Annotated in this window: 28 protein-coding genes; 11 read left to right on the top strand and 17 right to left on the bottom strand. The window is 74.2% G+C overall.

Features of this window, described 5'->3' with window-relative positions; translation table 11 throughout:
- From I6A81_RS46185 to I6A81_RS15955, 7 genes are all read right to left on the bottom strand, one after another.
- Positions 1 to 483, bottom strand: a 483-nt coding sequence (locus I6A81_RS46185) for a helix-turn-helix domain-containing protein (protein ID WP_203010221.1), incomplete at its 3' end; no start/stop codon positions are given.
- 113 nt (positions 484 to 596) lie between these two features.
- A complete protein-coding gene (locus tag I6A81_RS15980; RefSeq protein WP_238430321.1) occupies positions 597 to 959 on the bottom strand; it encodes a cupin domain-containing protein in 363 nt (120 codons plus the stop codon).
- Between the two features lie 332 nt (positions 960 to 1,291).
- Positions 1,292 to 1,738 carry a MerR family transcriptional regulator gene (locus tag I6A81_RS15975; protein WP_203005969.1) on the bottom strand — a complete coding sequence of 149 codons (447 nt, stop codon included), beginning with the start codon at positions 1,736 to 1,738 and terminating at the stop codon, positions 1,292 to 1,294.
- Between the two features lie 136 nt (positions 1,739 to 1,874).
- Positions 1,875 to 2,399 carry a MerR family transcriptional regulator gene (locus tag I6A81_RS15970; protein WP_307874697.1) on the bottom strand — a complete coding sequence of 175 codons (525 nt, stop codon included), beginning with the start codon at positions 2,397 to 2,399 and terminating at the stop codon, positions 1,875 to 1,877.
- Between the two features lie 269 nt (positions 2,400 to 2,668).
- Positions 2,669 to 3,142: a peroxiredoxin gene (locus tag I6A81_RS15965; RefSeq protein ID WP_203005968.1), complete on the bottom strand. Its 474-nt coding sequence runs from the start codon at positions 3,140 to 3,142 to the stop codon at positions 2,669 to 2,671.
- A gap of 201 nt (positions 3,143 to 3,343) precedes the next feature.
- Entirely contained in the window at positions 3,344 to 6,949 is a 3,606-nt protein-coding gene (locus I6A81_RS15960; protein WP_307874696.1) for a hypothetical protein, read from the bottom strand.
- Between the two features lie 162 nt (positions 6,950 to 7,111).
- The gene (locus I6A81_RS15955) at positions 7,112 to 8,515 is read right to left on the bottom strand and encodes a dipeptidase (protein WP_238430319.1); all 1,404 of its coding nucleotides are present in this window, start codon (positions 8,513 to 8,515) and stop codon (positions 7,112 to 7,114) included.
- A 99-nt stretch (positions 8,516 to 8,614) separates the two neighbouring features.
- Between I6A81_RS15955 and I6A81_RS15950 the strand changes: the two genes are divergently transcribed.
- Positions 8,615 to 10,435: a hydantoinase B/oxoprolinase family protein gene (locus I6A81_RS15950; protein ID WP_203005965.1), complete on the top strand. Its 1,821-nt coding sequence runs from the start codon at positions 8,615 to 8,617 to the stop codon at positions 10,433 to 10,435.
- 73 nt (positions 10,436 to 10,508) lie between these two features.
- On the opposite strand, the gene I6A81_RS15945 is transcribed toward I6A81_RS15950, so the two are convergent.
- Positions 10,509 to 10,898 carry a hypothetical protein gene (locus tag I6A81_RS15945; protein WP_203005973.1) on the bottom strand — a complete coding sequence of 130 codons (390 nt, stop codon included), beginning with the start codon at positions 10,896 to 10,898 and terminating at the stop codon, positions 10,509 to 10,511.
- A gap of 75 nt (positions 10,899 to 10,973) precedes the next feature.
- Positions 10,974 to 11,831 carry a TylF/MycF/NovP-related O-methyltransferase gene (locus I6A81_RS15940; protein ID WP_203005964.1) on the bottom strand — a complete coding sequence of 286 codons (858 nt, stop codon included), beginning with the start codon at positions 11,829 to 11,831 and terminating at the stop codon, positions 10,974 to 10,976.
- Between the two features lie 430 nt (positions 11,832 to 12,261).
- Between I6A81_RS15940 and I6A81_RS15935 the strand changes: the two genes are divergently transcribed.
- Both I6A81_RS15935 and I6A81_RS15930 read left to right on the top strand, forming a co-directional pair.
- On the top strand, positions 12,262 to 13,002 hold the full coding sequence (locus I6A81_RS15935; protein WP_203005963.1) for a TMEM165/GDT1 family protein: 741 nt from the start codon (positions 12,262 to 12,264) through the stop codon (positions 13,000 to 13,002).
- Positions 13,003 to 13,237: 235 nt separating this feature from the next.
- On the top strand, positions 13,238 to 13,609 hold the full coding sequence (locus I6A81_RS15930; protein WP_203005962.1) for a hypothetical protein: 372 nt from the start codon (positions 13,238 to 13,240) through the stop codon (positions 13,607 to 13,609).
- 122 nt (positions 13,610 to 13,731) lie between these two features.
- Here the strand turns inward: I6A81_RS15930 and I6A81_RS15925 are convergent, their stop codons facing one another.
- Positions 13,732 to 14,253: a hypothetical protein gene (locus I6A81_RS15925; RefSeq protein ID WP_203005961.1), complete on the bottom strand. Its 522-nt coding sequence runs from the start codon at positions 14,251 to 14,253 to the stop codon at positions 13,732 to 13,734.
- A 435-nt stretch (positions 14,254 to 14,688) separates the two neighbouring features.
- Here I6A81_RS15925 and I6A81_RS15920 point away from each other — a divergent pair, with 435 nt between their 5' ends.
- Positions 14,689 to 15,066 carry an STAS domain-containing protein gene (locus tag I6A81_RS15920; RefSeq protein ID WP_203005960.1) on the top strand — a complete coding sequence of 126 codons (378 nt, stop codon included), beginning with the start codon at positions 14,689 to 14,691 and terminating at the stop codon, positions 15,064 to 15,066.
- Positions 15,067 to 15,085: 19 nt separating this feature from the next.
- Here the strand turns inward: I6A81_RS15920 and mshD are convergent, their stop codons facing one another.
- Positions 15,086 to 16,117 (bottom strand): mycothiol synthase, encoded by a 1,032-nt coding sequence (gene mshD, locus I6A81_RS15915; RefSeq protein ID WP_307874695.1) that lies wholly within the window; start codon positions 16,115 to 16,117, stop codon positions 15,086 to 15,088.
- 171 nt (positions 16,118 to 16,288) lie between these two features.
- Positions 16,289 to 17,032, bottom strand: a complete 744-nt coding sequence (locus tag I6A81_RS15910; protein ID WP_203005959.1) for a response regulator transcription factor — start codon at positions 17,030 to 17,032, stop codon at positions 16,289 to 16,291.
- Positions 17,033 to 17,307: 275 nt separating this feature from the next.
- On the opposite strand from I6A81_RS15910, the gene I6A81_RS15905 reads away from it, so the two are divergent.
- The 6 genes from I6A81_RS15905 (at position 17,308) to I6A81_RS15880 (ending at position 21,468) form a co-directional block, all read left to right on the top strand.
- Positions 17,308 to 18,051, top strand: coding sequence for an alpha/beta hydrolase (locus I6A81_RS15905; protein WP_307874694.1), 744 nt, complete (start codon positions 17,308 to 17,310; stop codon positions 18,049 to 18,051).
- A 272-nt stretch (positions 18,052 to 18,323) separates the two neighbouring features.
- Positions 18,324 to 18,587: a MoaD/ThiS family protein gene (locus tag I6A81_RS15900; RefSeq protein ID WP_407661313.1), complete on the top strand. Its 264-nt coding sequence runs from the start codon at positions 18,324 to 18,326 to the stop codon at positions 18,585 to 18,587.
- A 228-nt stretch (positions 18,588 to 18,815) separates the two neighbouring features.
- A complete protein-coding gene (locus I6A81_RS15895) occupies positions 18,816 to 19,832 on the top strand; it encodes a hypothetical protein (protein WP_203010220.1) in 1,017 nt (338 codons plus the stop codon).
- Between the two features lie 55 nt (positions 19,833 to 19,887).
- Positions 19,888 to 20,607 carry an LmeA family phospholipid-binding protein gene (locus I6A81_RS15890; protein WP_307874693.1) on the top strand — a complete coding sequence of 240 codons (720 nt, stop codon included), beginning with the start codon at positions 19,888 to 19,890 and terminating at the stop codon, positions 20,605 to 20,607.
- A 108-nt stretch (positions 20,608 to 20,715) separates the two neighbouring features.
- The gene (locus I6A81_RS15885; RefSeq protein WP_203007668.1) at positions 20,716 to 21,078 is read left to right on the top strand and encodes a DsrE family protein; all 363 of its coding nucleotides are present in this window, start codon (positions 20,716 to 20,718) and stop codon (positions 21,076 to 21,078) included.
- Between the two features lie 174 nt (positions 21,079 to 21,252).
- Positions 21,253 to 21,468, top strand: a complete 216-nt coding sequence (locus I6A81_RS15880; RefSeq protein WP_203007671.1) for a hypothetical protein — start codon at positions 21,253 to 21,255, stop codon at positions 21,466 to 21,468.
- A 104-nt stretch (positions 21,469 to 21,572) separates the two neighbouring features.
- Here the strand turns inward: I6A81_RS15880 and I6A81_RS15875 are convergent, their stop codons facing one another.
- From I6A81_RS15875 to I6A81_RS15860, 5 genes are all read right to left on the bottom strand, one after another.
- On the bottom strand, positions 21,573 to 21,872 hold the full coding sequence (locus I6A81_RS15875; protein WP_203007667.1) for a DUF1416 domain-containing protein: 300 nt from the start codon (positions 21,870 to 21,872) through the stop codon (positions 21,573 to 21,575).
- Positions 21,873 to 21,874: 2 nt separating this feature from the next.
- Complete coding sequence (locus I6A81_RS15870; RefSeq protein ID WP_203007666.1) at positions 21,875 to 22,708, bottom strand: sulfurtransferase; 834 nt, start codon at positions 22,706 to 22,708, stop codon at positions 21,875 to 21,877.
- Entirely contained in the window at positions 22,705 to 23,124 is a 420-nt protein-coding gene (locus I6A81_RS15865; protein WP_203007665.1) for a DUF4395 domain-containing protein, read from the bottom strand. The genes I6A81_RS15870 and I6A81_RS15865 overlap by 4 nt, the downstream gene beginning before the upstream one ends.
- Before the next feature lie 144 nt (positions 23,125 to 23,268).
- Positions 23,269 to 23,346, bottom strand: coding sequence for an Ms5788A family Cys-rich leader peptide (locus I6A81_RS46180; RefSeq protein WP_407661314.1), 78 nt, complete (start codon positions 23,344 to 23,346; stop codon positions 23,269 to 23,271).
- Positions 23,347 to 23,511: 165 nt separating this feature from the next.
- The gene (locus tag I6A81_RS15860; RefSeq protein WP_307874692.1) at positions 23,512 to 23,970 is read right to left on the bottom strand and encodes a thioredoxin family protein; all 459 of its coding nucleotides are present in this window, start codon (positions 23,968 to 23,970) and stop codon (positions 23,512 to 23,514) included.
- Positions 23,971 to 24,380: 410 nt separating this feature from the next.
- On the opposite strand from I6A81_RS15860, the gene I6A81_RS15855 reads away from it, so the two are divergent.
- Positions 24,381 to 24,902, top strand: coding sequence for a nitrobindin family protein (locus I6A81_RS15855; protein ID WP_203007670.1), 522 nt, complete (start codon positions 24,381 to 24,383; stop codon positions 24,900 to 24,902).
- The last annotated feature ends 135 nt before the right edge of the window (positions 24,903 to 25,037 follow it).

Raw genomic sequence — 25,037 nt, 5'->3', positions numbered from 1 at the left:
GCCGGGCGCGGGGGGGGTTGGGGGGGGGGGGGGGGGGGGCGCGGGGGGGGGGGGGGGGGGGGGGGGGCGGGGCGCGGGGGGAGACCGGGGGCGGGCTGGGGCGGCCGGCCGCGCGGCCGGGGGCGTCGCGCCCGGCGCCCGGTGGGCGGGCGCCTGCGCGCCCGTGGCCTGGCGGGCCGGCGTCCTCGGCCGCGCGGCCGGCGGCCGGGCCAGCGCGGGCTCGCGGCGAAGCTCCGCCGCGAGCACCTCGCGGCGAACCTGCTCGAGCAGATCGCTCAGCGGGACGTCAAGGCCGCGGCACACCGCGGCCAGCACCTCGGAGGATGCCTCCTTGCGGCCCCGCTCCACCTCGGACAGGTAGGGCACGGAGACCCGCGCCGCCGCCGCCACGTCTCGCAGCGTGCGGCCCTGGCCGATCCGGTACCCGCGCAGCGCGTCCCCGACCAGCCGGCGCAGCAGCGGCGCCTCGCCCGTCCCCGCCATCCGCCGCCTCCAGCCACCGATCGGAGTGTCGGTTCTGATCGTAGTTCGCCGCGTGCCCTGCCCACGCCCGGACGCGGCATCCGCGGGCGGGTCGGTCCGGGCGGGGGAGGTGCTCAGGCGTCCCGGTGGACGGTCTCCGGCGCGAACGCCGGGAGGCAGACCGAGATGTAGTCGGCGCCGTCGGCCCCGCGGGTGCTGTACCGAACCCACTCGCCGGCGGCGGTGTGCACCGCCTCGCCCGCGCCGACCTCGAGCACGCCAGCTTCGTGCTCGACGGTGACCACGCCGCGCAGCACCAGCGTGTACTCGTCGAACTCGGGGCGCTGCCCCGGTTCCTCCCAGCCGCCCGGGCTGGTCATGTGGGCGATGCTCACACCGGAGGTGCCGGTGTTCACCTTCCCCACGTACTCGCGGATGATCTTTGGAAGGTTCCCGGCCGCCTCGACGACGGTTGGCTTCTCGATGAACGTCGGCATACAGACCATCTTGGTCCCGGGCGGCGCCGCCCGCGTTGACGGGTCGTTGTCAGGTGCGGGGGCTGAAGGGAGGCTGGCTGGGAACCGCGCGCCCGATCGGCCTCCGGCCGGTGGGCCCGGCCTGCCTCGGTACCGCCATGCCTCGGTACCCGCCACGACTTACCACCGCCACGACTTACCACCGCCACGACTCGGTGCCGCCACAGGCGGACCTTGCTCCGCCCTGGCCGGGATCCGCCGGCAGCGGACGTCCGCCGCCGCGGTACCGGGATCACCTGGCTCCCGAAACCACCTGGTCCCGGAACCGGTGATGTCGGGACGAACCGCGGCGGCTACTCCTCGGCGGCCCGGCGGGCGCGGTGGGCGTCGTCGTGCAGGCCGTGCAGGAACGACTCCGCGATCCGGACCTGCTCCTCGAGCGAGCGCAGCTTCTCCTCGCCGAGGGTGACCCAGGTCTGCAGCCGGTCGAGCAGTTCGGTGCGTCGTTCGGGCGAGGTGTCGGCGCTGGTCGCCTCGTCGCGCAGGTTGATGAGCGCGCGCATCTCGTCGAGGGCGAAGCCCAACGGCTTCATCTTCTTGACGAGGAGCAGGCGGTCGACGGCCGCGTCGTCGTACAGCGGCGCTCCCGCCCCGTCCTCGCCGACAGGGGGAAGCAGACCGGCCTCGGCGTAGAAGCGCGTCGTGCGCAGCGACAGGGTGACCTTGTCCGCCACGTCAACGATCTGGTAGACGTCGCGCCCGGCGCCGGCGGCGGACGGGATGCTGTGCGTGCTGGACAACTGAACCCTTACTCGATGCTGAGTCGGACGGGGGACTGGGCGGGGTCCGGGCGGGAACGTGGAACGGCCCGTACCCACGCCCGCCGGCGTGTTCATCGCCGCCGGCTGGACAGGGTGGCCCCGGCGGGGCGGGCGGTCAGATTGTGTCGGAGGTCGTTTCGGTCGGTGGCCCGGCACGGGTCTCACCATCCTGGCTGACGTCATCCTGGCTGACATCGTCGCTGGTCACGGCGCTGGCGCCGTCACCGGGGGTCGTGTCGGCGGTGCCCGCCGGCGGATCGGGCTCGCGGGCCGCGTCGTCGTGCAGGCCGGCGACGAAGTCGGCGGCGATGCCCGCCCGCGCCCGCAGGTCGGCGAGCTTCCCCTCGGCGAGCACCGCCCAGGTCCTGAGCCGTTCCTGGAGCTCGTGCCGACGGTCGGGCGCCAGGTCTGGCAGGCGCAGTTCGTCGCGCACGCCCAGCAGGGAGCGCATCTCCTCGAGGGTGAAACCGAGCGGCTTCATCCGCTTGATCAGAAGAAGGCGGTCGAGGGCGTCCTCGTCGTACAGCCGGAAGCCACCCTGGGTCCGCCCGACCGGGGTGAGTAGCCCCGCCTCCTCGTAGAAGCGGACGGTACGCAGCGACAGGCCAACCTGGCGGGCCACGTCCCCGATCTGGAGCACGGAGCCGGCAGCGACCGTGGGCGCTTCCGGCGCGGACCCGTCCGGATCCCGTCGGGCGGTGAACAAGGCTGCCCCCCACCTCTCGGTTGAGTATCCGAGGGTCCCGGCCAGCGACCCCTACCCGCGACTGTATGACAGTCGAGCTTCCCACCGGTCCGCACCCTGGCTCATCGTCCCGCCGAGCTCATGAACCAGCCCCGCCGGACGCGTGAACCCAGCCCGCGGGACCCATGAACAGCGCCCTGGAGCGGACCGGTGGGCGTCCGGTTCTACAGGCGGGCGAGCTCCTTGCCGATCTCGTCGGCGGTGGCGTACGTCACGCCGATCAGGCCGACGTTCTTCCAGCGCAGCACGCCGTCGCCGCCCACGAGGAACACCGAGCGGCGCAGCCCGAGGCCGGGCATCGCGATGCCGTACAGGCGGGCGACCGTCCGGTCGACGTCGGCCAGCAGCGGGAACGACAGACCGCGGTTCTTCGCGAACCGTTCGTGGCTGTCGATGCTTTGAGGGCTGATCCCCCAGACCTGGGCGCCGACGCCTGAGAAGACCTCCATGCTGTCGGCATACGAGCACAGTTGCTTGGTGCAGACGGGCGTCTCGTCGCCGGGGTAGAACGCGAGAACGACCGGGGTGCCCTTGGCGCTGGCGAGGGAGTAGTCGCCGTGGGTCGCCTCGCCGTCGCGGACAACTAGACCTGGAAGCGTGAAATCCGGGGCCTGCTGGCCCACCGCGGGGGTAGCCATCTCAATGCCCGGCCGTCGCGTCGGGCGCCGGGGTCTGCGCTGGCATCGGAGTCTCCTGTTGATGTTGGATTTTGGGTGCTACTCCGGCCTGGCGAGGGTGAACGAAATCCCTTTCACCCTGTTTGGCCATTACTAACCAGCGGTCGAGCCTAGATGACCCAGCCGGCTTTGGTAACGGCTTTCGGTGATGACTCCGCGTCCTTATACCACCGGGCGTGCTGGCGCGGGGACCGTCAGAGCGTCGGCCGCCGCGGTGTTCGTGCCCACGCTGACGCCGGGCTCCTCGCCGTCGGCCGGGCCGGCGTCCGTGGCCGCGCCGGCGTCCTTCTCGGCGTGCCCATCGCCGTGCCCCGCGCGGTCCGTGGCCGAAGTCGTGAGCGGGCCCGCGCCGTCGTCGTCCCCGGGGTCTGGCCGGTCGCCCGTCACGCCCATCCGCCGCGGCGGCCCGTCCATCCCGCCCGCTCGGCCCAGCCGTGACCGGCCGGCCGGCCACGTGTGCGCGCCGGCGGCTCGCCGGCCGGCCGCCCGCGCCGTCGGCCGCCCCGCGCCGCCAGCCTGATGACGTTTCCCGCCGCCCTCCGGCATCCAGATGGCGGCCCCCAGCGACACCACCAGGCCCAGCGTCAGCAGCAGCCCCGCGGCCAGCGACAGCGCGGGGGGAGTTCCGAACATGGGGCCGAAGCCCAGCAGGAAGGAGAGGGCGACCACACCGAGCGCGCCGAGGGCCGCCCCACGGCTCGTCCCGCGCCGGCGGCGGCGCCGGCCCGGGACCCCGGCGGCGCCCATGGCGTCCGCGCCCAGGAGGTGTACTGGTCGGGTCTCGGCCGTGACCGGGCCGGTGTCGTCATCGCCCGCCCTGGTGACGGGGTCGGTGACCACGCCGACGGTCACGGCGTCGGTGACCGCGTCGACGGTGACGGGGCCTGTCAGGGGAACGGCGGGGTCGGCGGCCCGGGCCCCGGCCGCGGACGCGGCGACGGCATGCGCGGGCTCGCGCCCGGCCGCCAGCTGGACGCCCCGCTCGAGCGGGGCCAGCGGCGCGGTCGGGCGCAGCAGCGTCACGGACCCGTCGAGGCTCGCGACGGCCAGCAGGCCCCGGTTGGGGGCGAAGGCGACGCCGGTCACCGGCTGCTTCGCGCGCAGCCGGCCCACCGCCGTGGTCGGATCGTTCAGGTCCCACAGCGCGACCTGCTCCGCGCTCACGGTCGCCAGCCAGCGGCCGTCCGCGCCGAACGCGACCGAGGTGACCCAGCCCGCGTGCGCCTCGATCGACGTGCGCGGCGCGGGCGCCGACGGGTCGAGGGTGTGCCACAGGTCGACGGCGCCGTCGAGGCGAGCGACCGCCATGGTGCGCCCGTCCGGCGCCAGCGCCACGTCGAGCAGCGGGCCCTCACCCGCCGTCAGGTGCGTGCGGCGCGTCGGCGTGGCCGCGACGTCCCACACCTCGACCCGCTCACCGGCGGTCGCGAGCCATCGGCCGTCCGGGAAGATCGCGGCGGCGCGCAGCAGGCGCGGGTCGCCCGCGCGCCCCAGCGCGCGTGGGCTGGTGGGCACGCTGAGGTCCCAGATCCGCGCGGCCTGGGCGGCGAAGGTGGCGGCCAGCCGCCGCCCGTCGGCGGAGAAGTGCAGACCGGTCAGCCCGCCGGGGTGGGGGAGCAGCGCCCGCGGCACCGGTTCGCCCTCCCCGTCGATCTCCCACAGCGCGGCGCTGGTGGCGTCGTGCCCGGTGGCCAGCCAGGCCCCGTCGGGCGAGAAGGCCACCACCGGCCCGGCGGCGAACCTGGTCGAGACCGTCCAGAGCTGCCGTGGCGCGCCCGGGTCGGCGACGTCCCACAGGCGCACCGACCCGTCGCCGCTCGCCGTCGCCAGCCGGCGCCCGTCCGGCGAGAAGGCCACCGCGTACACCGGGGTGGACCGGCCGTCGGCGCGTGTCCTGACCAGGACCTGCCGGGGCCGCGGGGACTGGACGCGCGCCCAGCGCCGGACCGGTGGCTGCGGCGAGGTCCGCAACCACCGCCGGAGGGAGTCGTCGGGCAGGTAGCGCGGCCAGCGCAGCGCCGGCGACCAGGTCAGGGCCAGCGACCAGCGCAGGTGCCGCGGCGGGCGCGCGGCCGACGTCCAGCGAGGTGGTGGGGTCCAGCGCGCGGCCGGCGACCAGCGCAGGGCGAGCGGCCAGCGCAGCGCCGCCGGCAGGCGCGCCCACAGCCACCGCGCCCAGCCCCACCGCCACCGCCGGTGGTGCTCCAGCACCCCGACGACCGCGAACGCGTCCCCCGGCTCCAGCCCGTTCGAGCCGGGGCTACCCGCCTGGCCGGCGACCGCCGTTGGCCCTTCGCCGTGCCGGCCGGTGGCGGGCTCGCCGTCACCGGTCCGGTCGAGGCCCTCGTCGCCGAGGGCCGACAGCGCGTCATCCGGAGCTTGCTCACCGGCGAACCCGCGGTACGCGAGCGGGACGGTCCGTGGATCCGCCTCGACCGGCAACGGTCCGGTGCCGGGCGATGGTCCGGTGACGGGCAGTGGTCCGGTGAATGGCCCCTCGATGGGTGGCAGGAGCAGCGGCCCGGTGTCCGGCGACGGCGGCGGGATGTGGACCGGCCCGGTCGTCGGGTCGTTCGGGATCAGCAGCCGGATCAGGTCGCCGAGGCTTCCGCTGCCCGCCGAGCCGATCTCCGGGGACGCTCGCGTCTCGGCCGGCTCCGGCCCGGCGTCGATCAGCCGAGGTCCCGTCGCCTCGACGGCCGGAGATTCGGGCGGGATCTGGGCGGGCTCGGCCGTCGGCCGCTGGCGGGCCGTCGCCGCGCTGGTGGTCGACCTGGCCGCGGCCCGCGTGGAGCGGGCGCGGGTGGCCTTCGGCGTCGTCGGCCTGGGAGTGGTCGCGTCGGGCCGGGCGGGCTCCGCCTGGGAGGGGTCGGTCCGCGGGGGTTCGGCGGGTGCCGTCGGTTCGGCGGGTGCCGTCGGTTCGGTGGGGGTGCCCGTAGCGGTGGCCTTGGCGCGGGTGGAGCGGGCGCGGGTGGTCCTCGGCGTCGCCGGCTTGGGGGTGGCCGCGTCGGCCTGGGAGGGGTCGGCCCGCGGGGGTTCGGTGGGTTCCGCCGCTTCGGTGGGCGTGGCCGCGGTGGCTTTGGCGCGGGTGGACCGGGTGCGGGTGGTCCTCGGTGTCGCCGGCTTGGGAGTGGTCGCGTCGGGCTGAGCGGACTCTGCCTGGGCGGACTCCGCCGGGGCGGACTCCGCTGGGGCGGATTCTGCCTGGGCGGACTCCGCCGGGGCGGGCACGGCGAGCGCCGTCGCCTCGTCGGGGGTGGCCGTGGCGCGGGTGGCCGTGGCTCGGGTGGTCCTCGGCTTCGCCGGACTGGGACCGGTCGTGCCGGGCGCGGGGAAGTCGGGGAGTGTCGCCGTCTCGGTGGGGGTGCCCGTGGTGGTGGCCTTGGGACGGGTGGAGCGGGCGCGGGTGGTCCTCGGCTTCGCCGGCTCGGCCGCCGGGGGCGGCTCCGCGGCAGTGGGGTCGGCCAGCGTGAGCTGGACCGGCGTCGGCGCGGTGGGCGCCGTCTTCGCCGGCGTGGCCCTTGCCCGCGTGGACCGGGCGCGCGCGGGCTTCGCTGGCGCCGGCTCGGCGGGCGCCGGCTGGGCGGGCGACTCCTCGGCGGGCGCGGGTCCTTCGGTGGTTGCCTGCTCGGCATCGGCGGCGCTTGCGGCCGAGGCGCGCCGGGTGGCCCGCCGACGGGCCGCGGCCGGCTCGGCCGCGGCGTCGGTGGGCTCCGCCGGCGGGGCCGGCTCGGTCCCCGCGAACTCGCTTGCTGTGTTCTCTGTCACCGCGGTATCGGGATCTACTGGTATGTCGGGCGCGATCGCTGAGGACGCGGAGGGCGCAGCCGCGCCAGCCTCCTCCCCCCGCGGTTCCATGACCTCAAAGGATGGCACCTTGCGGTGCCGGGCCCCGCGCTGGGTTGCCCGCTTCCGCCCGGCTCGCCTCGCTCAGCCGTCGGCGCCCGGGGCGTAGCCGAGCAGGAAGAGGGCCTCGGCGAGGGCGATGTGCTCGATCTCGCTGGGGGCCACGCTCTCGTTGGGGGCGTGCATGAGGCAGGCCGGCTCGGAGACGCCGATCAGCATGATCTCGGCATCGGGGTAGGTCGTCGCGAACGTGTTGCACAGCGGGATCGCGCCGCCCTGCCCGGCGGTCGTGGCCGGCCGGCCGTAGGCCGTCGCCAGCGCGGCCGCCATCGCGCGGTGGCCCGGCCCGTCCGTGGACGCGCGGAACGGCGCCCCGTGACCCTCCAGCTCCACCTCGACGTGGACGCGCCAGGGCGCCACCGCGCGCAGGTGGTCGGCGAGCAGCTGGTAGGCGGCCTCCGGGTCGACGCCCGGCGGCACCCGCAGGTTCAGCCGGGCGGCGGCGCTCGGCTGCACCGACGAGGGCGCGCCGGTCAGCGGCGGCGTCTCCATGCCGATCACCGTCAGCGCCGGCCGGGCCCACAGCTGGTCGGCGACCGTGCCGCTGCCGAGCAGGTCGACGCCGGGCAGCACGTGCGCGTCGGCGCGCAGCCGCTCGTCGGGGTAGGCCTCGCCGTTCCACACCCCGCCGTTGGCGAGCCCGGGGATCGTGACGTCGCCGGCCTCGTTGTGCAGGGTCGCGAGCATCGCGACGAGCGCGAGCAGGGCGTCCGGCGTCGGCCCGCCGAAGGTGCCGCTGTGCATGCCGCTGGTGCCGGTGGCCACCCGGACGACGGCGCTCACCATCCCGCGCAGCGCGGTGGTCATGGTGGGCACGCCGACGGCGACGTTGCCCGAGTCGGCGATCACGATCGTGTCCGCGGCCAGCACGTCCGGGTTCTGCTCGACGAACCGCTCGAGCCCGCCCGTGCCCTGCTCCTCGGAGCCCTCGACGATGACCTTGATCCCGATCCTGGGGGCGTCCCCGACGGCCCGCAGCGCGATCAGGTGGCACAGCAGGTTGCCCTTGCAGTCCGCGGCGCCCCGGCCATACCAGCGGCCGTCCCGCTCGGTCAGCGCGAACGGCGGGCTGTCCCAGCGTGCCGCGTCGCCCGGCGGCTGGACGTCGTAGTGGGCATAGAGCAGCACCGTCGGCGCCCCTGGCGGCGCCGGCCGGTGGCCGAGCACGGCCGTCGAGCCGTCCGGCGTCGCCAGGAGCCGTACGTCGGGCAGCCCCGCGTCGCGCAGCGCGGCCGCCACGAGGTCGGCGGCCCGCGCGCAGTCCTCGGACGGGCCGAGCCTCGGGTCGAAGACGGCCGGGATGGCGACGAGCTCGGCGAGCTCCTCACGGGCGCTGGGCATCAGCGCCCGCACCCGGCCGGCGACGTCGGCCACGAGTTCGGGGCGGACGCCGGGGAGACCGGCGGACAGGTCGGCGACTGCTTGCATGGCCCACATCTGACCACGGGCCCGGCGGCCGCCTCCCGCCACCTGCCCGAGATGTCCGCTGGTCGCCCAGGGTGGGTGCCGGGATGTCACGCTGGAGCCATGGACGCGGTCTCGCCCGGGCTCGACCCGGTGACGCTGTCGGTGCTGGCCAGCGGGCTCGCGGGGATCGCCGAGGAGATGGGGACGCTGCTGGTCCGCAGCGCGTACTCGTCGAACATCAAGGAACGGCGGGACTGCTCGGCCGCGCTGTTCGACGCCGACGGCCGGATGGTCGCGCAGGCGGCGCACGTCCCGGTGCATCTGGGCGCGCTCTACGAGTCGGTCCGGGTGGTCGCCGAGCGCGGCGCGGCGCTGTCATCCGGGGCCAGAAGCGGGCCAGAGTCCTCCGGGGCCGGAAGCGGGCCAGAGTCATTCAAGGCCGGAAGCGGGCCAGAGTCATTCAAGGCCGGAAGCGGGCCAGAGTCATTCAAGGCCAGAAGCGGGCCGGGTGACGTCTGGGTGCTCAACGACCCGTTCGCCGGCGGCAACCACCTGCCCGACGTCACCCTCGTCAGCCCGATCACGCTTCCGCCACGGGCTGCGGGAAGGGACCCGAAGGAAGAAGGCTCGGGCGCCGCCGCCGACTGGGACGGCGAGGTCATCGGTTATGCGGCGACCCGGGCGCACCACTCGGACATGGGCGGCATGCGACCCGGCTCGATGCCGGCCGACTCGCGGGAGATCTTCGCCGAAGGGCTGATCATTCCTCCGGTCCGCCTGATTCAGGCCGGCGAGTGGCAGGACGACATCCTCGAGCTCATCTGCGCGAACTCGCGGACCCCCGACCTGCGCCGCGGCGACCTGCGCGCCCAGGCGGCCGCGAACCGGCTCGCCGGCATCCGGTTGGCCGAGCTCGCCGAGCGGTACGGCGCCGCGACCGTGCTGACCGCCTTCGCCGAGGTGCTGCGCTACGGCGAGCGGCGCGGCCGCGCGCTGGTCGCGCTGCTGCCGGACGGCCGCTACGAGGCGGCCAGCGAACTGGAGGGCGACGGCGCCGACGACGTCGACATCCCGCTGCGGGTCGCGGTGACCGTCGCCGGCGACAGCCTCACCGTGGACTTCACCGGCACCTCGCCCGCCGTGCGCGGCAACGTCAACTGCCCCCGCGCCGTCACCCGCTCGGCCTGCTGCTTCGCGCTGCGGGTGCTGCTGCCCGACGACGTCCCGGCCAACGACGGCACCTACGCCCCGCTCACCGTCGTCACCGAGCCGGGGTCGCTGGTCGACGCCCGCCGCCCGTCCGCCGTCGTCGCCGGCAACGTCGAGACGTCGCAGCGGATCGCGGACACGGTGCTCATCGCCCTCGGCCAGGCGGTCGCGGCCGCCCGGGGCCCCGGCGGACCGGAGGAACCGGCCCGGGAGGTTCACGGGCCGGCGGACGAGGCGACCGTGCTGCCGGTGCTGCCGGCGCAGGGCCAGGGGACGATGAACAACCTGGTGATCGGCGGCGACGGCTGGACGTACTACGAGACGCTGGCCGGCGGCGCTGGCGCCTCGGCGCGCGGACCGGGCCCGTCCGGCGTGCACGTCGGGATGACGAACACCCTCAACACCCCGATCGAGGCGCTGGAGCTGGAGTACCCGCTGCGGGTCGAGCGCTACGAGCTGGACGAGACGACCGCCGGCGCGGGCCTGCATCCGGGCGGCGCCGGCCTCGTCCGGGCGATCCGCGCGCTGGCCCCGGCGACCCTGTCCGTCCTCACCGACCGCCGCCGCCACGCACCCCAGGGCGCGGCCGGCGGCGGTCCCGGCGCGGTCGGCCACGACGACGTCGACGGCGAGCCCCTCCCGCCCAAGGCCAGCCGCCCGCTGGCCGCCGGCTCGGTCGTCACCATCCGGACCCCCGGCGGCGGTGGCTGGGGGCCGCCTCCGGCGGGCTGACGCGACGTTCGGGGACCAGGGCCGCGCGGGGAAGGGCAGCCCACGCGGGGCTGCCGGCGCGGCCCTGGTCCGGCTAGGGGGCCTCCGGCTCGCCTGGAGGCAGGGCGCCTGACGGCCGGCCGCCGTCGGCCTCCGCCCCGAGGGACGGCTCCGTCTCGAGGGACGGCCCGGCGTCGAGGGGCGGCCTGGTGCCGGGGGTCCCGGTGTTGAGGGGTGGCCTGGTGCCGGGGGGCGGGGCGGCGAGCGGGGTGCCGTCCGCGGCGTGGCGGGCTGGGCCGGCCGGCTCGATCCGGATGGTGCGGACGGAGCGCCAGTTGACGAGCATGGTGCTGCCGTCGGCCAGGTGCAGCTGCTCGACCTCGCAGCGGAACACCGCCTGGGCGACGCGGCGGCGCAGCTCTCCGGGGTCGGTGCCGGCCGGCAGCGCGAACGCCTGCCCGTCGATCACGATCCGCACGTCCACACGTCAACATTCGCACATGTGTTCGATCAAGGCAACGCTGTGGCCCCCGCGTCGGACCCCGGAAGCTGGAAGCTCTCAGGTCTGGGAGCTGGCCACCCGGGCGCCGAAGGCGGGCGGGCTGGTCGGCGCGGGCGCGCCGGCCGCGGGGACCACGCCGATCGCGCCCCCCTCCGGGCCGAGCCTGGTCAGCAGCAGCGGGATGCGGTGGGTCGCGATGTAGGCGTCCACGGCCTGCTGGGCGCCCTTCCACCAGCCGTAGTCGTCCACGATCAACACCCCGCCCGGGCTGATCCGCGGGAACAGGTGCTCCATCTCGTGCCGGGTGGACTCGTACCAGTCCGTGTCCAGGCGCAGCAGCGCGAGCCGGTCCGGAGCCTGCTCCGGCACCGTCTCCTCGACCATGCCCCTGACGAAGTGAATCTTGTCTTCGGGATAGCCGATCTTGGCGACGTTCTCCCCGACCTGCTCCATCGGCACGATCGACCAGGCGGACATCGGGTCGTCGGGGTCGGAGTTGGCGAGCAGGTGCTCGGCGGTCTGCCCGTCCGGGGAGATGTCGGCGTTGGTCGGCGGGGTCGTTCCCTCGAACGTGTCGAACAGGTAGAGGTGGCGTGAGGTGTCGCCGAGCTGCAGCAGCGTGCGCGCCGCCGCCATCATCGAGCCGCCGGCCCACACGCCGCACTCGGCGATGTCGCCGGGGATCGCGTTGTTCACCACGTAGCGGACCGACTGGATCAGTCCGAACACCTTCGCCGGGTCGGTCATGGTGAAGGGCATGGTCTCCCGGATGGTCGCGACCGCCAGCGCGTCCATGCCAGCCGTGTCGAAACCGGGACGGCGGCGGACGATGTCGAAGCCCGTCTGCCGCACTGCCCTGCGCAGGCTGGTCCTGGCCTGGTCGGCGTATGCCTTGACTTGTTTCCTGGAAGCCATGGGCCCTCCTTGGCGACGGGCTGTTCGCCTTCGCCACGCGAGCAAGGAGCCGCGCACGGCGTCGGCCGGGCGATGATGTCACAGCGGTCCCTCCAGGCCGGTGACGGCCGTGGACCGGCTGGGCCCAAAGGCCCGGCGTCACCGTGTGACGGCTGGCTCAGGGCTGGCCGTCCGCGCCGGTTGGTCCGGTAAGGTCGCCTTCAGAAGGGGAGTAGCCCTGCTGCCCGGCGCCGAGGTGCCGGACAGCCCTGCCGTCGACACACTGGCGGCGTCGGTCGGTCGACACCAGTCGGCCGCGCGCGACGCAGGCCCGGCGGCTGGGCCCGGTCGTTCTCGACGTCGGCCGGGTGGGCGAGACCTTCGATCCGGTTGATGTGCCGGGTCGAAGGCTCCTATGCCCCCGGCCCGGCCCGAGGAGAGGGACCAGGCCGTGAGCCTTACCGCAGCGCTCGTCACCTTCGGCGTGATCTTCCTGGCCGAACTGCCCGACAAGACTCTGGTCGCGAGCCTGGTGCTGGGCAGCCGCTACCGGCCGCTGTATGTCTGGGCCGGGGTCGCCGCCGCGTTCCTGGTGCAGGTCACGCTGGCCGTCGTCGCCGGCAGCGTGCTCACCCTGCTGCCGCGGCGTGCCGTCGACGTGATCGCGATGATCCTGTTCGTCATCGGCGCGGTGCTCGTCTACCGCGAGGGCCGTGAGGACACCGGCGAGGCCGACAGGGCTGACAGGGCTGACGAGGCCGGGTCCACCGGGCCGACACCCGTCGACGCCTCCGCCGCCGCGCCGGGCGGCACCGGCGGGCCGGGCACGGCCGGCGGCGCCGCACCGATGGCCGACCCGGCGGCGGGCGACGTCGCGGTCGCGGCGGACGCGCCTGACCAGCGAAGGGCGCGCGGTTTCTGGCGGGTGGCGGCCACCTCGTTCGCCGTCATCTTCGTCGCCGAGATGGGCGACCTGACCCAGATCTCCACGGCGAACCTGGCTGCTCGGTTCGAGTCGCCCGTCACGGTGTGGCTGGGCTCGGTGCTGGCGCTCTGGTCGGTCGCGGCGATCGCGATCGCCGGTGGCCGCGGCCTGCTCCGGGTCGTGCCGGTCCGGGTCATCACCAAGGTTGCCGCGTCCGCCTTCGCGGTCCTGGCGGTCCTCAGCCTCATCGACGTGATCCGTGGCTGAGATCGACGTGATCCGCGGCTGAGCCCCGGCCGGCCGCACCATCTTGCGTGCAATGGGTGACTTTATCCACACGGAGAGTTTCGACCCGGTGTCGGGGCTTGCGGTCGTGCGTGCTTATATCGGTGCGGCCGGTGGTCCGCTGACAAGGGGCGGGCCCGGGGCGCGCGGCCCGCCAGGGTGGCCGCGGGTGGCCGGCAGGCCGACGGGGGTGACGAGGGAGAGGGGGCAGGGGGACATGGGGGAGACCGCGGACGACGGCACCTGTGGGCAGTGGCAGCGGGTGCCGGAGGAGATCGCGCTGAGGCTGGGCGACGTGCCCGGAGCCGCCTATGAGGTGCCCGACGAGGTGACCTGCGCGTTGGAAGCCGGCCATCCCGGCAGCCACACCGCCGTGCTGCAGGGGCTGGGCGACGACGAGATATGGCTGACCTGGACGGTGCCGAAGACGGCTGTGGCGACCAGTTGCCGGGCGGACGGGCTGACCTGCCTGCTCCCGACCGGCCATCCTGGCCGCCACCATGTGATCATGGCGGAGGAGATCGAGGACACCGGCCCGTACTGGGCCGCCGATCGCGCCGAACTCGAGGCCCTGCTGGCGCAGAACTGAGGCCCTGCTGGCACGGGCCAGACTGAGGCCCTGCTGGCGCGGACCGGGACGTGTCCCCGGCGGCTGGCCTGAACCAGCCGCCGCCCGGAAGCGGGGCTGGCTCAGGGCCGGCGGTGCTGGGCTCAGGCGGCCAGGGCCCGGAACACGAGCGCGACGTCGGCGTCCGCGTCGAAGTCCACCAGCCGCGCGGACGACGGCAGGGCCGCGAGCACGCCTCGCAGCATGCTGACGGTCGCTCCCTCGGCGGCCGTGACGCGGTAGTGGACGGTCGGGAGGCCGGCCGGTTCGCCGTCGCCATCCACCGGGTTGTCGCCATCCACCGGGCCGTCGCCCGCCCGGTCGCGGCCGTCGACGACGTCTCCTGCCCGGCCCGCGGGTGGGCGGCCCGGTGCCGCTCCGCCGGCGGCGGCCAGGGCGGCCGCCGCCAGCGTCTCCGCCAGCCCGCGAGCCTCGGCGGGCAGCAGGTAGGCGGCGTTGAGGACGTCCAACAGCGGTGACTGCACGCGCATCACGACGACGCGGCTGCCCGTGCCCACGCCCGGCTGGGTACTGACCGTGACCACGCTCCCGTCGAGCGGGCTCACGAGCGTCACCGGCTCCGCGGCCTGACGCCGCTGGAAGAGAAGGTCCTGTTCATCGCGCATGCCCGAAAGATCGCTCCTCCGGGCCGCCGATCCCACCCCGCGCGGCGGGGATCTTTCCACCTAGAAGCCGTCAAAATGACCTTCGTCTCGCGTTAGCCACGGCGTTGATGCGCTCGGCGGGCGCCCCGTGACGTGGAGGTCAAAACCAGGCGATTTGTCGGTTCGGCCGTGTCGGGTGGTCTTCTGTCGTGTGCACAGGGTCAGACCGTTTGGTGAACTTCGCTGACGGGGTGTGAGTCCTCCTCGGAGGGGGTAGGGCACCGGCGTGCGCCTCCCAGCACATTCCGCGGGTTACCGGTTCCTGGGGCTCCGTCGCCCCTTCGTGCTCCGTTGGCCCCGGGAGTAGCACGGGTCCCGGCCGATCTGAACCTCCCCCGGATCGCGCCGCTTTCAGGGGCCCATCGCGGTGCCGTCGGCGGGGGTAGCGAGGGAGCAATGATCCTTAGAGTGCGTGTCGAAGTCACAGGCCCCCATGCCATCGTGATCCGGCCGGAGGGGGACATCGACTACTCCTCCCTCGACCCGCTGCGAGAAGCGCTCATGGACGCCCGTGTGGCCGGCGTTCGGGAGATCGTCATCGACTTCGCCGACGTGGGGTTCCTGGACTCCCAGGGCTTGGCCGTCATCCTTTACGCCCACCGCAGGCTGCGTACCACCGGCGGCCGGCTGATCCTGCGCAATCTCAACGACATGGCCCGCCGCCTGCTGCACGTGACGAACCTGACGATGGTGCTCGACGTCGAGGGGGGTGTCGGCGAGCCGCCGACCGCCGCGGCCGTCTCCGCGCGGCGCTCCGCGGCTCCCGGAGCCTGAGCTGGGTGGCTGGGTCCGCTCAGCGGGCCGCGAAGCGCCGCCGGTACTGGACGTCGACGGCGTAGCGGGTGAAGCCGAGCCGCTCGTACAGCCGCACCGCCCGGGCGTTGTCCTCGTCGGTGTAGAGCATCACGGCCGTGAGTCCCCGGTCGCGCAGATGGCGCAGCCCGGCGAGGGTCAGCGCGCGCCCCAGCCCCCCACCGGCCCGTGCCGGGTCGACTCCGACGACGTAGACCTCGCCGATCGGCCCGGCGGCCCGGCGGTCGCCGTCCGGCGGGGCCGGGTCCTCGGCGTGCACCTTCGTCCAGTGGAAGCCGATCAGCTCACCGTCCCGCTCCGCCAGGAAGAACCCGGCCGGGTCGAACCACGGCTCCGCCTCCCGGGGCAGCAGGTCCCGTTCGGTCCAGCGGCCCTGCTCGGGGTGGCTCGCGAACGCGCGCGCGTTCAGCGCGAGCCAGGCCCGCTCGTCGCGGCCCGGCTCGAAGGCCCGCACCGTCACGCCCGCCGGCCACACCGGCTCCGGCAGCCCACCGTCACCGGGCCCACCGCCACCGGGCCCACCGCCACCGGGCTCGCCGTGACCGTCCTCGTCGCCGTCGGCGACGAGCGGGCGGCGCAGCTGCAGCAGCACGCGGCCCCGGTCGAAGCCGGCCCGGGCGGCGAGCGCCGCCGCGGCGGGAGTGTCGCCATGCGCCCAGACGTCGAGCGTGCCGTCGCCGGACGCCTGGCCGACCCGCTGGGCGAGCGCCGCCACGAGCGCCGCGCCGACCCCGCGGCGCCGCCGGTCCGGGTGGACGACGAGGTCCGCCTCCCACGCGCCGCCGGCCACGTGGGCGAGATGCGCGTAGCCGGTGACGCCGTTCTCGTCATCGCCGTCGGCGGCGAGCAGGTGCGACCGGCCGGGCGTCGCGGCCGTCCCCGCGCGGATGGTCAGCGAAACGTCGTCGGAGACCGGCGAGACCCCGTCGGCGGCTCGTGCCGCGGCGAGCAGCGCGCCGATCCCGCCCACCTCGGCGGCGGTCAGCATGTCCGACCAGCGCGGAAACGTCACTCCCTGACCGTAGCCATCCCCACTGCCCGGCGCACGAGGCGGCCGCGAGCGGCCCGGAACGCGGCTACCCCCTCCGGCGCCCACGGAACCGAGGTTCCCGCGGGCACCGGAGGGGGTAGCTGGTCGACGAACGGGCGGTCGTCGTCCTGGGCGGGCGGGCCTGCCCAGGGATCAGACGCGCTCGGGGGTGCGGACCTCGTCACGGTCCAGACGGCCCGCGGCCGGGTCGGGCAGCGGGGTGATCGGCGGGGCGACGAACTTGTAGCCCACGTGCCGGACGGTGCCGATCATCGACTCGTGCTCGGCGCCGAGCTTGGCGCGCAGCCGGCGGACGTGCACGTCGACCGTGCGGGTGCCGCCGTAGTAGTCGTAGCCCCAGACCTCCTGCAGCAGCTGGGCGCGGGTGAACACCCGGCCCGGGTGCTGGGCGAGGTACTTGAGCAGCTCGAACTCCTTGAAGGTGAGCTCGAGGGGCCGGCCCCGCAGCTTCGCCGAGTAGGTCGTCTCGTCGACGGACAGGTCACCCGAGCGGATGACGCCGGCCTCGGCGGTGCCGCCGGCGGCGGCCACCCGGCCGATCGCGAGCCGCAGCCGGGCCTCGACCTCGGCCGGGCCCGCGGTGTCGAGCACCACGTCGTCGACGCCCCAGTCGGCGGATACCGCCGCGAGACCGCCCTCGGTGACCAGGGCGATCAGCGGGGTGGTCAGGCCGGTGGTGCGCAGCAGGCGGCACAGGCCACGGGCGATGACGAGCTCACGGCGACCGTCGACGGCGATGATGTCGACCGGTGGGGCGTCGAGCAGGGCGCTGGCCTCCAGCGGGGCGACGCGCACGGTGTGGGTGAGCAGGCCGAGCGACGGAAACGACTCGGCGGAAGGACCGGGGGCGTTGGTAAGCAAAAGGACGACGCTCAAGACGACTCCTCCAGGCGCGGTGGATGGTGGTGGGGCAGCGTCGACCCAGGTGTTGCCGTGCGGTCCGTTCTCGGCCCCGGAAGACACGAGACGAACCCTGGCGTCTCACGACCGTCATGGGCATGAAACGCACATCGGTACGTGAGGAGGATAGCGGAGTGCTCCGCCGCCCTCCCACCGTCTACCGGCTTCTGCTGACCGCCGATGCTGAGATTCTGGCCACTGCTCCGCTCGATCCCCTCCCTTTGGTGGGGTCGGCGGGCCCGCCACCAGCGGTGGTTCTGGTTCCGGGCTTCTCCGGGACGCTCGACCGGCCGGCGGTGCGCTCCATGGCCGAGGGCCTGCGCTGGCACGCGAACGTCACCATGATCGAGACGCGTGGTCATGGCCGGTCCACGGGCTTCTGCACCTTCGGTGACCGCGAGGTCCTCGACGTGGACGCCGCCGTCGGGGAGGCCCGGCGGCGCGGCGACGACCAGGTAGTGACCGTCGGTGTCTCGATGGGCGGGGCCGCCGTGCTGCGGCACGCGGCGCTCGCGCGGACGGGAACCCTCGTCCACGGGCACCGGCTGCGGCACCGCCCGGACGCCGTGGTCACGATCAGCGCCACCAGCCGATGGTTCGTGCGCGACACGGCTCCCATGCGCCGGATCCACTGGATGGCCGAGACCGCGCTCGGGCGGCTGGTCGCCCGGGTGGTGTTCGGGGTGCGCATCCCGTCGCCGCCCTGGCCCGTTCTTCCGGCGGACCAGCCGTCGGGACCGGTCGACCTGGCCGGCCAGGTCGCGCCGATCCCGATGCTGATCGTGCATGGCGATCTGGACGAGTACTTCTCGCTGGAGCACCCGCGGGCGCTCGCCGCGGCGGCCGGCCCCACGGCCCGGCTGTGGGTCGTGCCCGGATTCGGGCACGGGGAGGTCGGAGTCGTGCCGGGTCTGGTCGACCGGATCGGGAGGTATCTCCCACATCTCCTGGACGGTCACCGTCATGACTCCGGGTTCGCGATGGAAAACATCTAGGAAACGTCAGTGAAACACAACGGTGGCCGGCGCGGTTCCTCCTGGCCGCATGACACCCGTGGCGGTCGTCCGTCGGCTGAACGGGATGCATGTCGATTCGCGCCGCCCGGTGGCGTGGATTCAGGGGGTTCCGGGACGGTGGTAGGGCAGAGGCCTAGATGCCCATCGCCGCCAGGAATGGCGTCTTGGCGGCCGGATGCGCGATCGTGAAGATGGCTCGCGGGCCGGGAGGCTCGAGGGGTGGGATTGGTAGTGCGGAGGCGGTGGTTACGGTGACCGGTGTGACGGAAGTTACCGTTCGGTACTGGGCGGCGGCGCGGGACGCGGCCGGCCTCACCGAGGAGCGGCTGCCGGCCGACACGCTGGCCGCGGCGATCGCCGCCGCCAGCGACCGGCACGGCGAGAAGCTCGCCGAGGTGCTGTCCCTGTGCTCGTTCCTGGTCGACGACGAGCCGGCGGGCCGCCGGGACCCGGCCGCGGTGGCCCTGCGCCCCGGTAGCGTCGTCGAGGCCCTGCCCCCCTTCGCGGGAGGCTGATCCCGCGCGAGCGGTGATCGGGGGAACCGCTCTACCACGGGGTGCCGGCCCCGGACGGCTGGTCAGCCGGGCCGAGGCCCGGCGTCGTGACAGCATGTGGGAGTGCGCCCCCGCGATCCACGGACCAGCGCGCCCGCCGGACCGGCGGGTTCCGCGCCCTCCCTGGACCCTCCCTCCCCCCCGCCGCCCGCGCCCACGGGACGGGCCGCCCAGGCCGGCGGGTGGTGGGTGACCGCCGCGCTGGTCGGCGCCGCGCTGGCCGCGGCCCTGCCGGCCGTGGCCGCGCTGGCCGGCACCCCGGAGCTCGCCGCCGTGCTGCTCGTCGAGCAGCTGGCGTTCGGCTGGGCCTGGGTCGCCGTGCTGCGTGCCTCCCGGCCGACCGTGGTCCTGCTGGCCGTGGCCGCGCTGACGGCCGACGGCGCGGTGCTCGGCGCGACCCGGCACGACCTCGGCGGCATCGCCGGCGTCGTCGGCGCGGGGCTGGCCGTAGTGATCGTCTACCAGCTCTTCCGCCGGCGCCGCGTCGGCGCCGCGCCGGCCGCGGCCCCCGCGGCGGTGGGCACGGCGGCGGGCACGGCGGCGGCGGCCCCCGCGGCGGCGGGCACGGCTGCCACGGCGCCGGCCAGCGCCCGGGTGACGGCGGAGCTCGCGGCCGCGCTGGGCGGCGGCACCCTGGTCGCCTTCCTCGCGGGCCTGCTCGCGCTGCGGGCGCAGCCCGGCGCTCCGGCGCCGGGGGAGCTGCTGGTCGCCGTGGGGCTCGCCGGAGCCGGCGGGGCGGTCCTGGTCACCTGGCTCGCCGGCCTGCTGGGCGCGGGGACGCTGCTCGCCGGCGGGCTCGCGCTGGCCGCCGGCGCCGGCCTCGGCGCCGGCTACGGCGCGCTCGTGGACGAGCTGTCCGCCGGCGCTGGCGCGCTGCTCGCCTCGGCCGGGGCGCTGGCCGCGGCGGTGATGGGAATCCTGATCGCCCGCGCCGGCTCCGCGCCCGCCACGGCCGTCGCGCCCGCGCCGGCCGTGGCGCCAGCCACAGCCGTCACGCCCGACGGCCCTCGGCCCGCGTCGGCGTCCGGAACGCGCGAGCGGCGGGTCGGGCCGCCGAGGCCGTCCGGCGGACTGCTGACCGCGGGCGGCCCGCGGCTGGGGCCGCTCGGCACCCAGCCGGTCGCGACGGCGCTGCTGGCCGCGGTCGGGCCGTTGACTGTCGCCGCACCGCTCGTCTATCTGGTCGGGCGGCATCTGCCAGTATGATCGGGTGGGAAATCGGGCAGTTCGCATAACCCTGGTAGTAGTCGTCGTCTTGCTGGTGTTGCTGTTTATCGGCGACAGGCTGGCGGTGCGGGTGGTCTCGGACCAGATCGCGTCCCAGGCGCAGCAAAGCCAGAACCTGCCCACCAAGCCCTCGGTGTCCATTGGTGGCCCGTTGTTTCTTCCGCAGGTCGTCAGAGGGAAGTACCAGGACATCGACATCGATGTGCGCGGCAGCGTCCAGAACGGCCTGCGGATCGACCGGGTGCGTTCGCATCTGGACGGCCTGCATATCCCGCTGTCGGACGTCATCGGCGGCGACGTCACCACGATCCCGGTCGACCATCTCGACGCCGACGTGGAGATCACCTTCACGGATCTGAACGCCTACCTGGCCGCGCAGGAGGCGCAGAACCCCCAGGGCGCGAAACTGCGGGTCGGCGCGGCCGGCTCGGCAATCAAGATTGACGGCACGGTGAACGTCCTCGGCGCCGAGTACCCGGTGCAGGGCACCGCCGACATGGACGTGGAACCGGCGGCGGTCACCTTCCTGCCGCGCGAGCTCGCCCAGGGTGTCGCGTCGGTGCTGCCACCAGGGCTGAGCGACGAGGTGCTCAAGCTGCTGACCATCCGGGTCCCGGTCGAGGGCCTGCCATTCAACCTGAAGCTCACCTCGGCGACCGTCCAGGGCGACCGCATGCGTTTCAGCGCCGCCGGCGAGAACGTCATCCTCGACACCACCGTCACCCCCACCGGGACGACGCCTGGCGGCGGGTGACCCGTCTCGCCGAACGCCGCCGCTGCCGCTCCCGGCAGGACGGGGCCTGAACCCGGCCCCGTCGGGAGTGCTTCCCGGATACCTGGCCGAACGCGCGAGACTAGGCCCATGAGTCGATCGCTCGTCATCAAGGTGACCGCAGGCCAGGACGCGCCGGAGCGGTGTTCGCAGGCGTTCACGGTCGCGTCCGTGGCGGCCAGCAGCGGGGTGGACGTGTCGCTCTGGCTGACCGGAGAGTCGGCCTGGTTCGCGCTGCCGGGGCGGGCCGCCGAGTTCAGCCTGCCGGAGGCGGCCCCGCTGCCCGACCTGCTCGACGCGGTGCTCGCCGCGGGACGGGTCACCCTGTGCACCCAGTGCGCGGCCCGCCGGTCGATCGGCCCCGACGACGTGATCGACGGGATCCGGATCGCCGGCGCCGCGACCTTCGTCGCCGAGGTCCTCCCCGACGGCGTCCAGGCCCTCGTCTACTGAGCCGTGCCCAGCCGGGACTCAGGTGACCGTTCCGCTCCCTGATACCTCTCGTGGATCTCGCGGCCGCGCGGGCCTCGCGGATCGGGTGAAGGCTGGCGGGTGGAGGGGGTGGACCACAGCTGGAACACCCCGCGGTCGTTCCGTGACTTTACGTGGATGCGGTTAGATGATCATATGATGTCCGAGGCCCAGTGCATGTACGCGGTGGTTCAGTACGACGGCGCCGGACGCCAGGATGTCCGGCAGGTCGTCGCGCCCTTCCCTGACCGCGGCGCCGCCGCCACGTTCGCCGTCGACAACGAGCTGCGGCACTTCACCGTCCGTCCCATGGTCCTGGCCGCGCCACCCGGCGGCCCGCCGACCATCCCGTCCCCGCGCCGGCCGGTCTGACGGGTCCGGACGTGACGGAGGCGGTGGAGGAAGGATCCCTCCACCGCCTCCGTTCCGGAGCCTGGACAAGCCGGGCTCCGGGGCTGGCTGGCGCTCGCGCCGCCTTAGGCCGAGACCTCGACGCGGGCGTCGACCGGCTCGCCCTGACGGGCGAAGACCTTCTGCTCGCCGCTGGCGCCCGGCACGAGCGCGCGCACGGTCCACGTGCCCGGACGGGCGAAGAAGCGGAACTGGCCGGTGGCCGACAGCGGCACCTCGGCGGTGAAGTCGCCGCCCTCGTCGAGGAGGCGGGCGTAGCCGGAGGACACCGGCTCACCGCCCTTGACGACGATCCCCTGGATCACGGTCTCCTTGGCCACGTCAATCCCTTCAGTAGACGGTCCACCGGCGATGGCCCCACACATGCTCAGGCGCCCTTCTCGATCGGCACGCCGACCAGCGAGCCGTACTCGGTCCACGAACCGTCGTAGTTCTTGACGTTCGGCAGGCCGAGCAGCTCGTGCAGCGCGAACCAGGTGTGCGCCGAACGCTCGCCGATCCGGCAGTACGCGATGATGTCCTTCGAGAGGTCGACGCCGGCCTCGCCGTACAGCTCGGTCAGCTCGTCGTTGCTCTTGAAGGTGCCGTCCTCGTTGGCGGTCTTCGCCCACGGGATGTTCTTCGCGGTCGGGATGTGACCGGCCTTCTGCGACTGCTCCTGCGGGAGGTGCGCCGGAGCGAGCAGCTTGCCGGAGAACTCGTCTGGCGACCGGACGTCGACGAGCGCCTTCTCGCCGATCGCGGCGATGACCTCGTCCCGGAAAGCGCGGATGTCGGTGCGCGCCTCCTTGGCCTTGTACTCGGTCTTCGGCCGCTCGGCCACCTCGGTGGTCAGCTCACGGCTGTCGAGCTCCCACTTCTTGCGGCCGCCGTTGAGCAGCCGGACGTCGGCGTGCCCGTACAGCTTGAAGTACCAGTAGGCGTACGCGGCGAACCAGTTGTTGTTGCCGCCGTAGAGCACGACCGTGTGGTCGTTCGACACACCCTTGTCGGACAGGAGCGCCTCGAAGGTCTCCTTGTTGACGAAGTCACGGATGATCGGGTCCTGGAGCTCGGACTTCCAGTCCAGCCGGACGGCGCCCGGGATATGACCCTTGTCATAGGCGGACACGTCCTCGTCGACCTCGACGATCACGACCGACGGGTCGGCCAGGTGTGCCTCGGCCCACGTCGCGTCGACCAGCGCCTGCTCGCGGCTCATGCGCGCGCTCCTCTCGTGGTGATGGTGCGGATGAACAAATAGAGGTGACAACCGAGACAGAACTCGAACGCGGCGTTCAGGAACGCCGCGGCCAGGGCGAACGCCGTCGCCACGTAGCCCAACACGGGAAGCCCGAACAGGAATCCGGCGACGCCGACCGCCGCGAAGACGGCCCCGACGCCTTGGGCGAACCGGGGCGGACCGGGAGCCTCGGTGTGGGCCGGCGGCCCGAGCCGAGGCCTGATCAGACGCCGGAACACGAGGGCGTAGGGGGCGTAACGCAGACCGGCCGCGGCCCCGACCGTGAAGACGGCCAGCTGCGCGAGCAGCACCCACGGGCTGGCGGTGACGAGGGCGACGGCGAGGACGACCGCGGCAATGGTCGCGGCGAACCGCAGACCTCGGGGGTCTACCACGGGATCTTCTCCTGACGAGCATGGCGGAGGGCGGGAAGGCGATCCGTCGCTAGGTGGCGAGTGCCCACCGGCCCGAACCTCCCAGATCGGCTTCGCCAATCTGGCAGGCACCCCGAGCCGCGGGCTGCCTGGGCTAACGCCCGGTCAGGAGAGTCGACACAAGCAGCTGCCCACGCGGCACAGGTCGACCGCGCGGCGCTTGATCAGGTGTGTCGAATGCATAACGGTGCCACGGTAGCAGTGAACGTCACGGAGGTGTTAACGGTTGTGGCTCGAATCTGATGATTTTTCCAGCCTGGCTGTCATGGTCATCGGCCGGGGTCGACTCGGCCCCGCCGTTCTGGGGCTCATTGGAGATCCGTAGCGCGGGCGGGGCGGCGCTCTCGCCTATTGTTGCCCGTCCGGGGAGGCCGCCGCGGGCCCGAGGGCGGCGATCACGGCGGCACGGCTTGGTGGCGCGCCGCTCGCGCGGCTGATCTCGCGGGCCGCGCCGTCGAGGACCAGCACGGTAGGCGTCCGCCGGATCCCGAGCCTGCGCACCAGCTCGAGGTGCGCCTCCGCGTCGACCTCGACGTGCGCCACCCCCGGCACGACCCGCGCCACGTCGGCGAGCACCACCCGGGTCGCCCGGCAGGGCGCGCAGAACGCGCTGGAGAACTGCAGCAGCGTCGCCCGCTCCCCGGCCGCCAGCCCAAGCGCCGCCAGCTCCGCCGCGAGCGGCCCGTTCGCGGCCTCGTCCACCGGCTGGTCTCCCTTCCTCCGGAACCGGCCGTCGCGGTAGCGCAGCGCCAGCCCGATCACGGCCGCGGCGACGACCGCCGCCAGCAGCGCCCACAGTCCAGTCACGGCACCCTCAAGTATCGGCGGCGTTGCTCGATTCCCGATCATTCCGGTTGGGAATCCGGCGGAGCAACCCGAACGGCGACACGACACCATCCGCGCCCGGCTCCGCCGCGACGGCTGGTTATCGTCGTCTGGTCACCCGACTGTGCCGTTTCGGCTGATCGGCGGGGAGTCATGCACTACGTCTTCACGGGCCTGCTGGCCACCGCCGCGTTGCTGATCGCCTGGTGCTCCGGCTACGTGGCCTACCGGCTCTACCAGGGGCAGCGCTGACCAGGCCGGCGCGGCCCCGCGTCCGGGCACGTCCCGGGCGGGACGGGCCAACGGGGACGCCAACGACGCGCCGGACGGGCGCGCTGCAGCGAGGAGGACCGGTGTCGAGCACGACGGATGGAGCGGCGGCCGTGTCGCCGATGTCGGTTCCCGACCTGCCTCCCAGCCTGGAGCCGCTGGCGTTCCTGGTCGGCACCTGGCGGGGCGAGGGCGTCGGCGGGTACACGGACCTGCCGGACTTCCGCTACGAGCAGGAGATCACCTTCCTCGCGACCGGCCGCCCGGCGCTCGCCTACGCCTCGACCACCTGGTGGGCCGACGAACCCCGCGACGGCCGTGAGCCGGGCAGCCCGCTCGCCACCGAGACAGGCTTCTGGCGCCTTCAGGACGACCCGGCCAGGCCTGGCGGCAAGCTCGTCGAGGTCATGCTCGCGCACCCGTTCGGCATCGCCGAGATCTACGTCGGCACGCTGACCGGCACGAAGATCGAGCTCGACTCGAACGTGCTCATCCGCACGGCCACCGCGCGCGAGGTGACCCGTTCGGTCCGCCTCTACGGAGTCATCGAGGGCGGCGACCTCGCCTACGCCATCGACATGGAAGCCGAAGGCAAGCCAATGCAGCCCCACCTCTCGGCCCGCCTGCGCAAGGTCGCGGACTAAACACCTCGAGCGGTACCCGGCGACGGTCCCGGCCGTGGACCAGGTCCGCCCGGATCTACCGGTTCTATCCGGTACCAGGTAGGTCGGGGCGCTCAGCGCCCCGACGGCGGAGCGCCGGCGGTCGCGCCAGCGATC

The organism is Frankia nepalensis (assembly GCF_016786325.1).
Lineage (GTDB): Bacteria > Actinomycetota > Actinomycetes > Frankiales > Frankiaceae > Pseudofrankia > Pseudofrankia nepalensis.
This window is presented reverse-complemented; position numbering and strand designations above follow the sequence as displayed.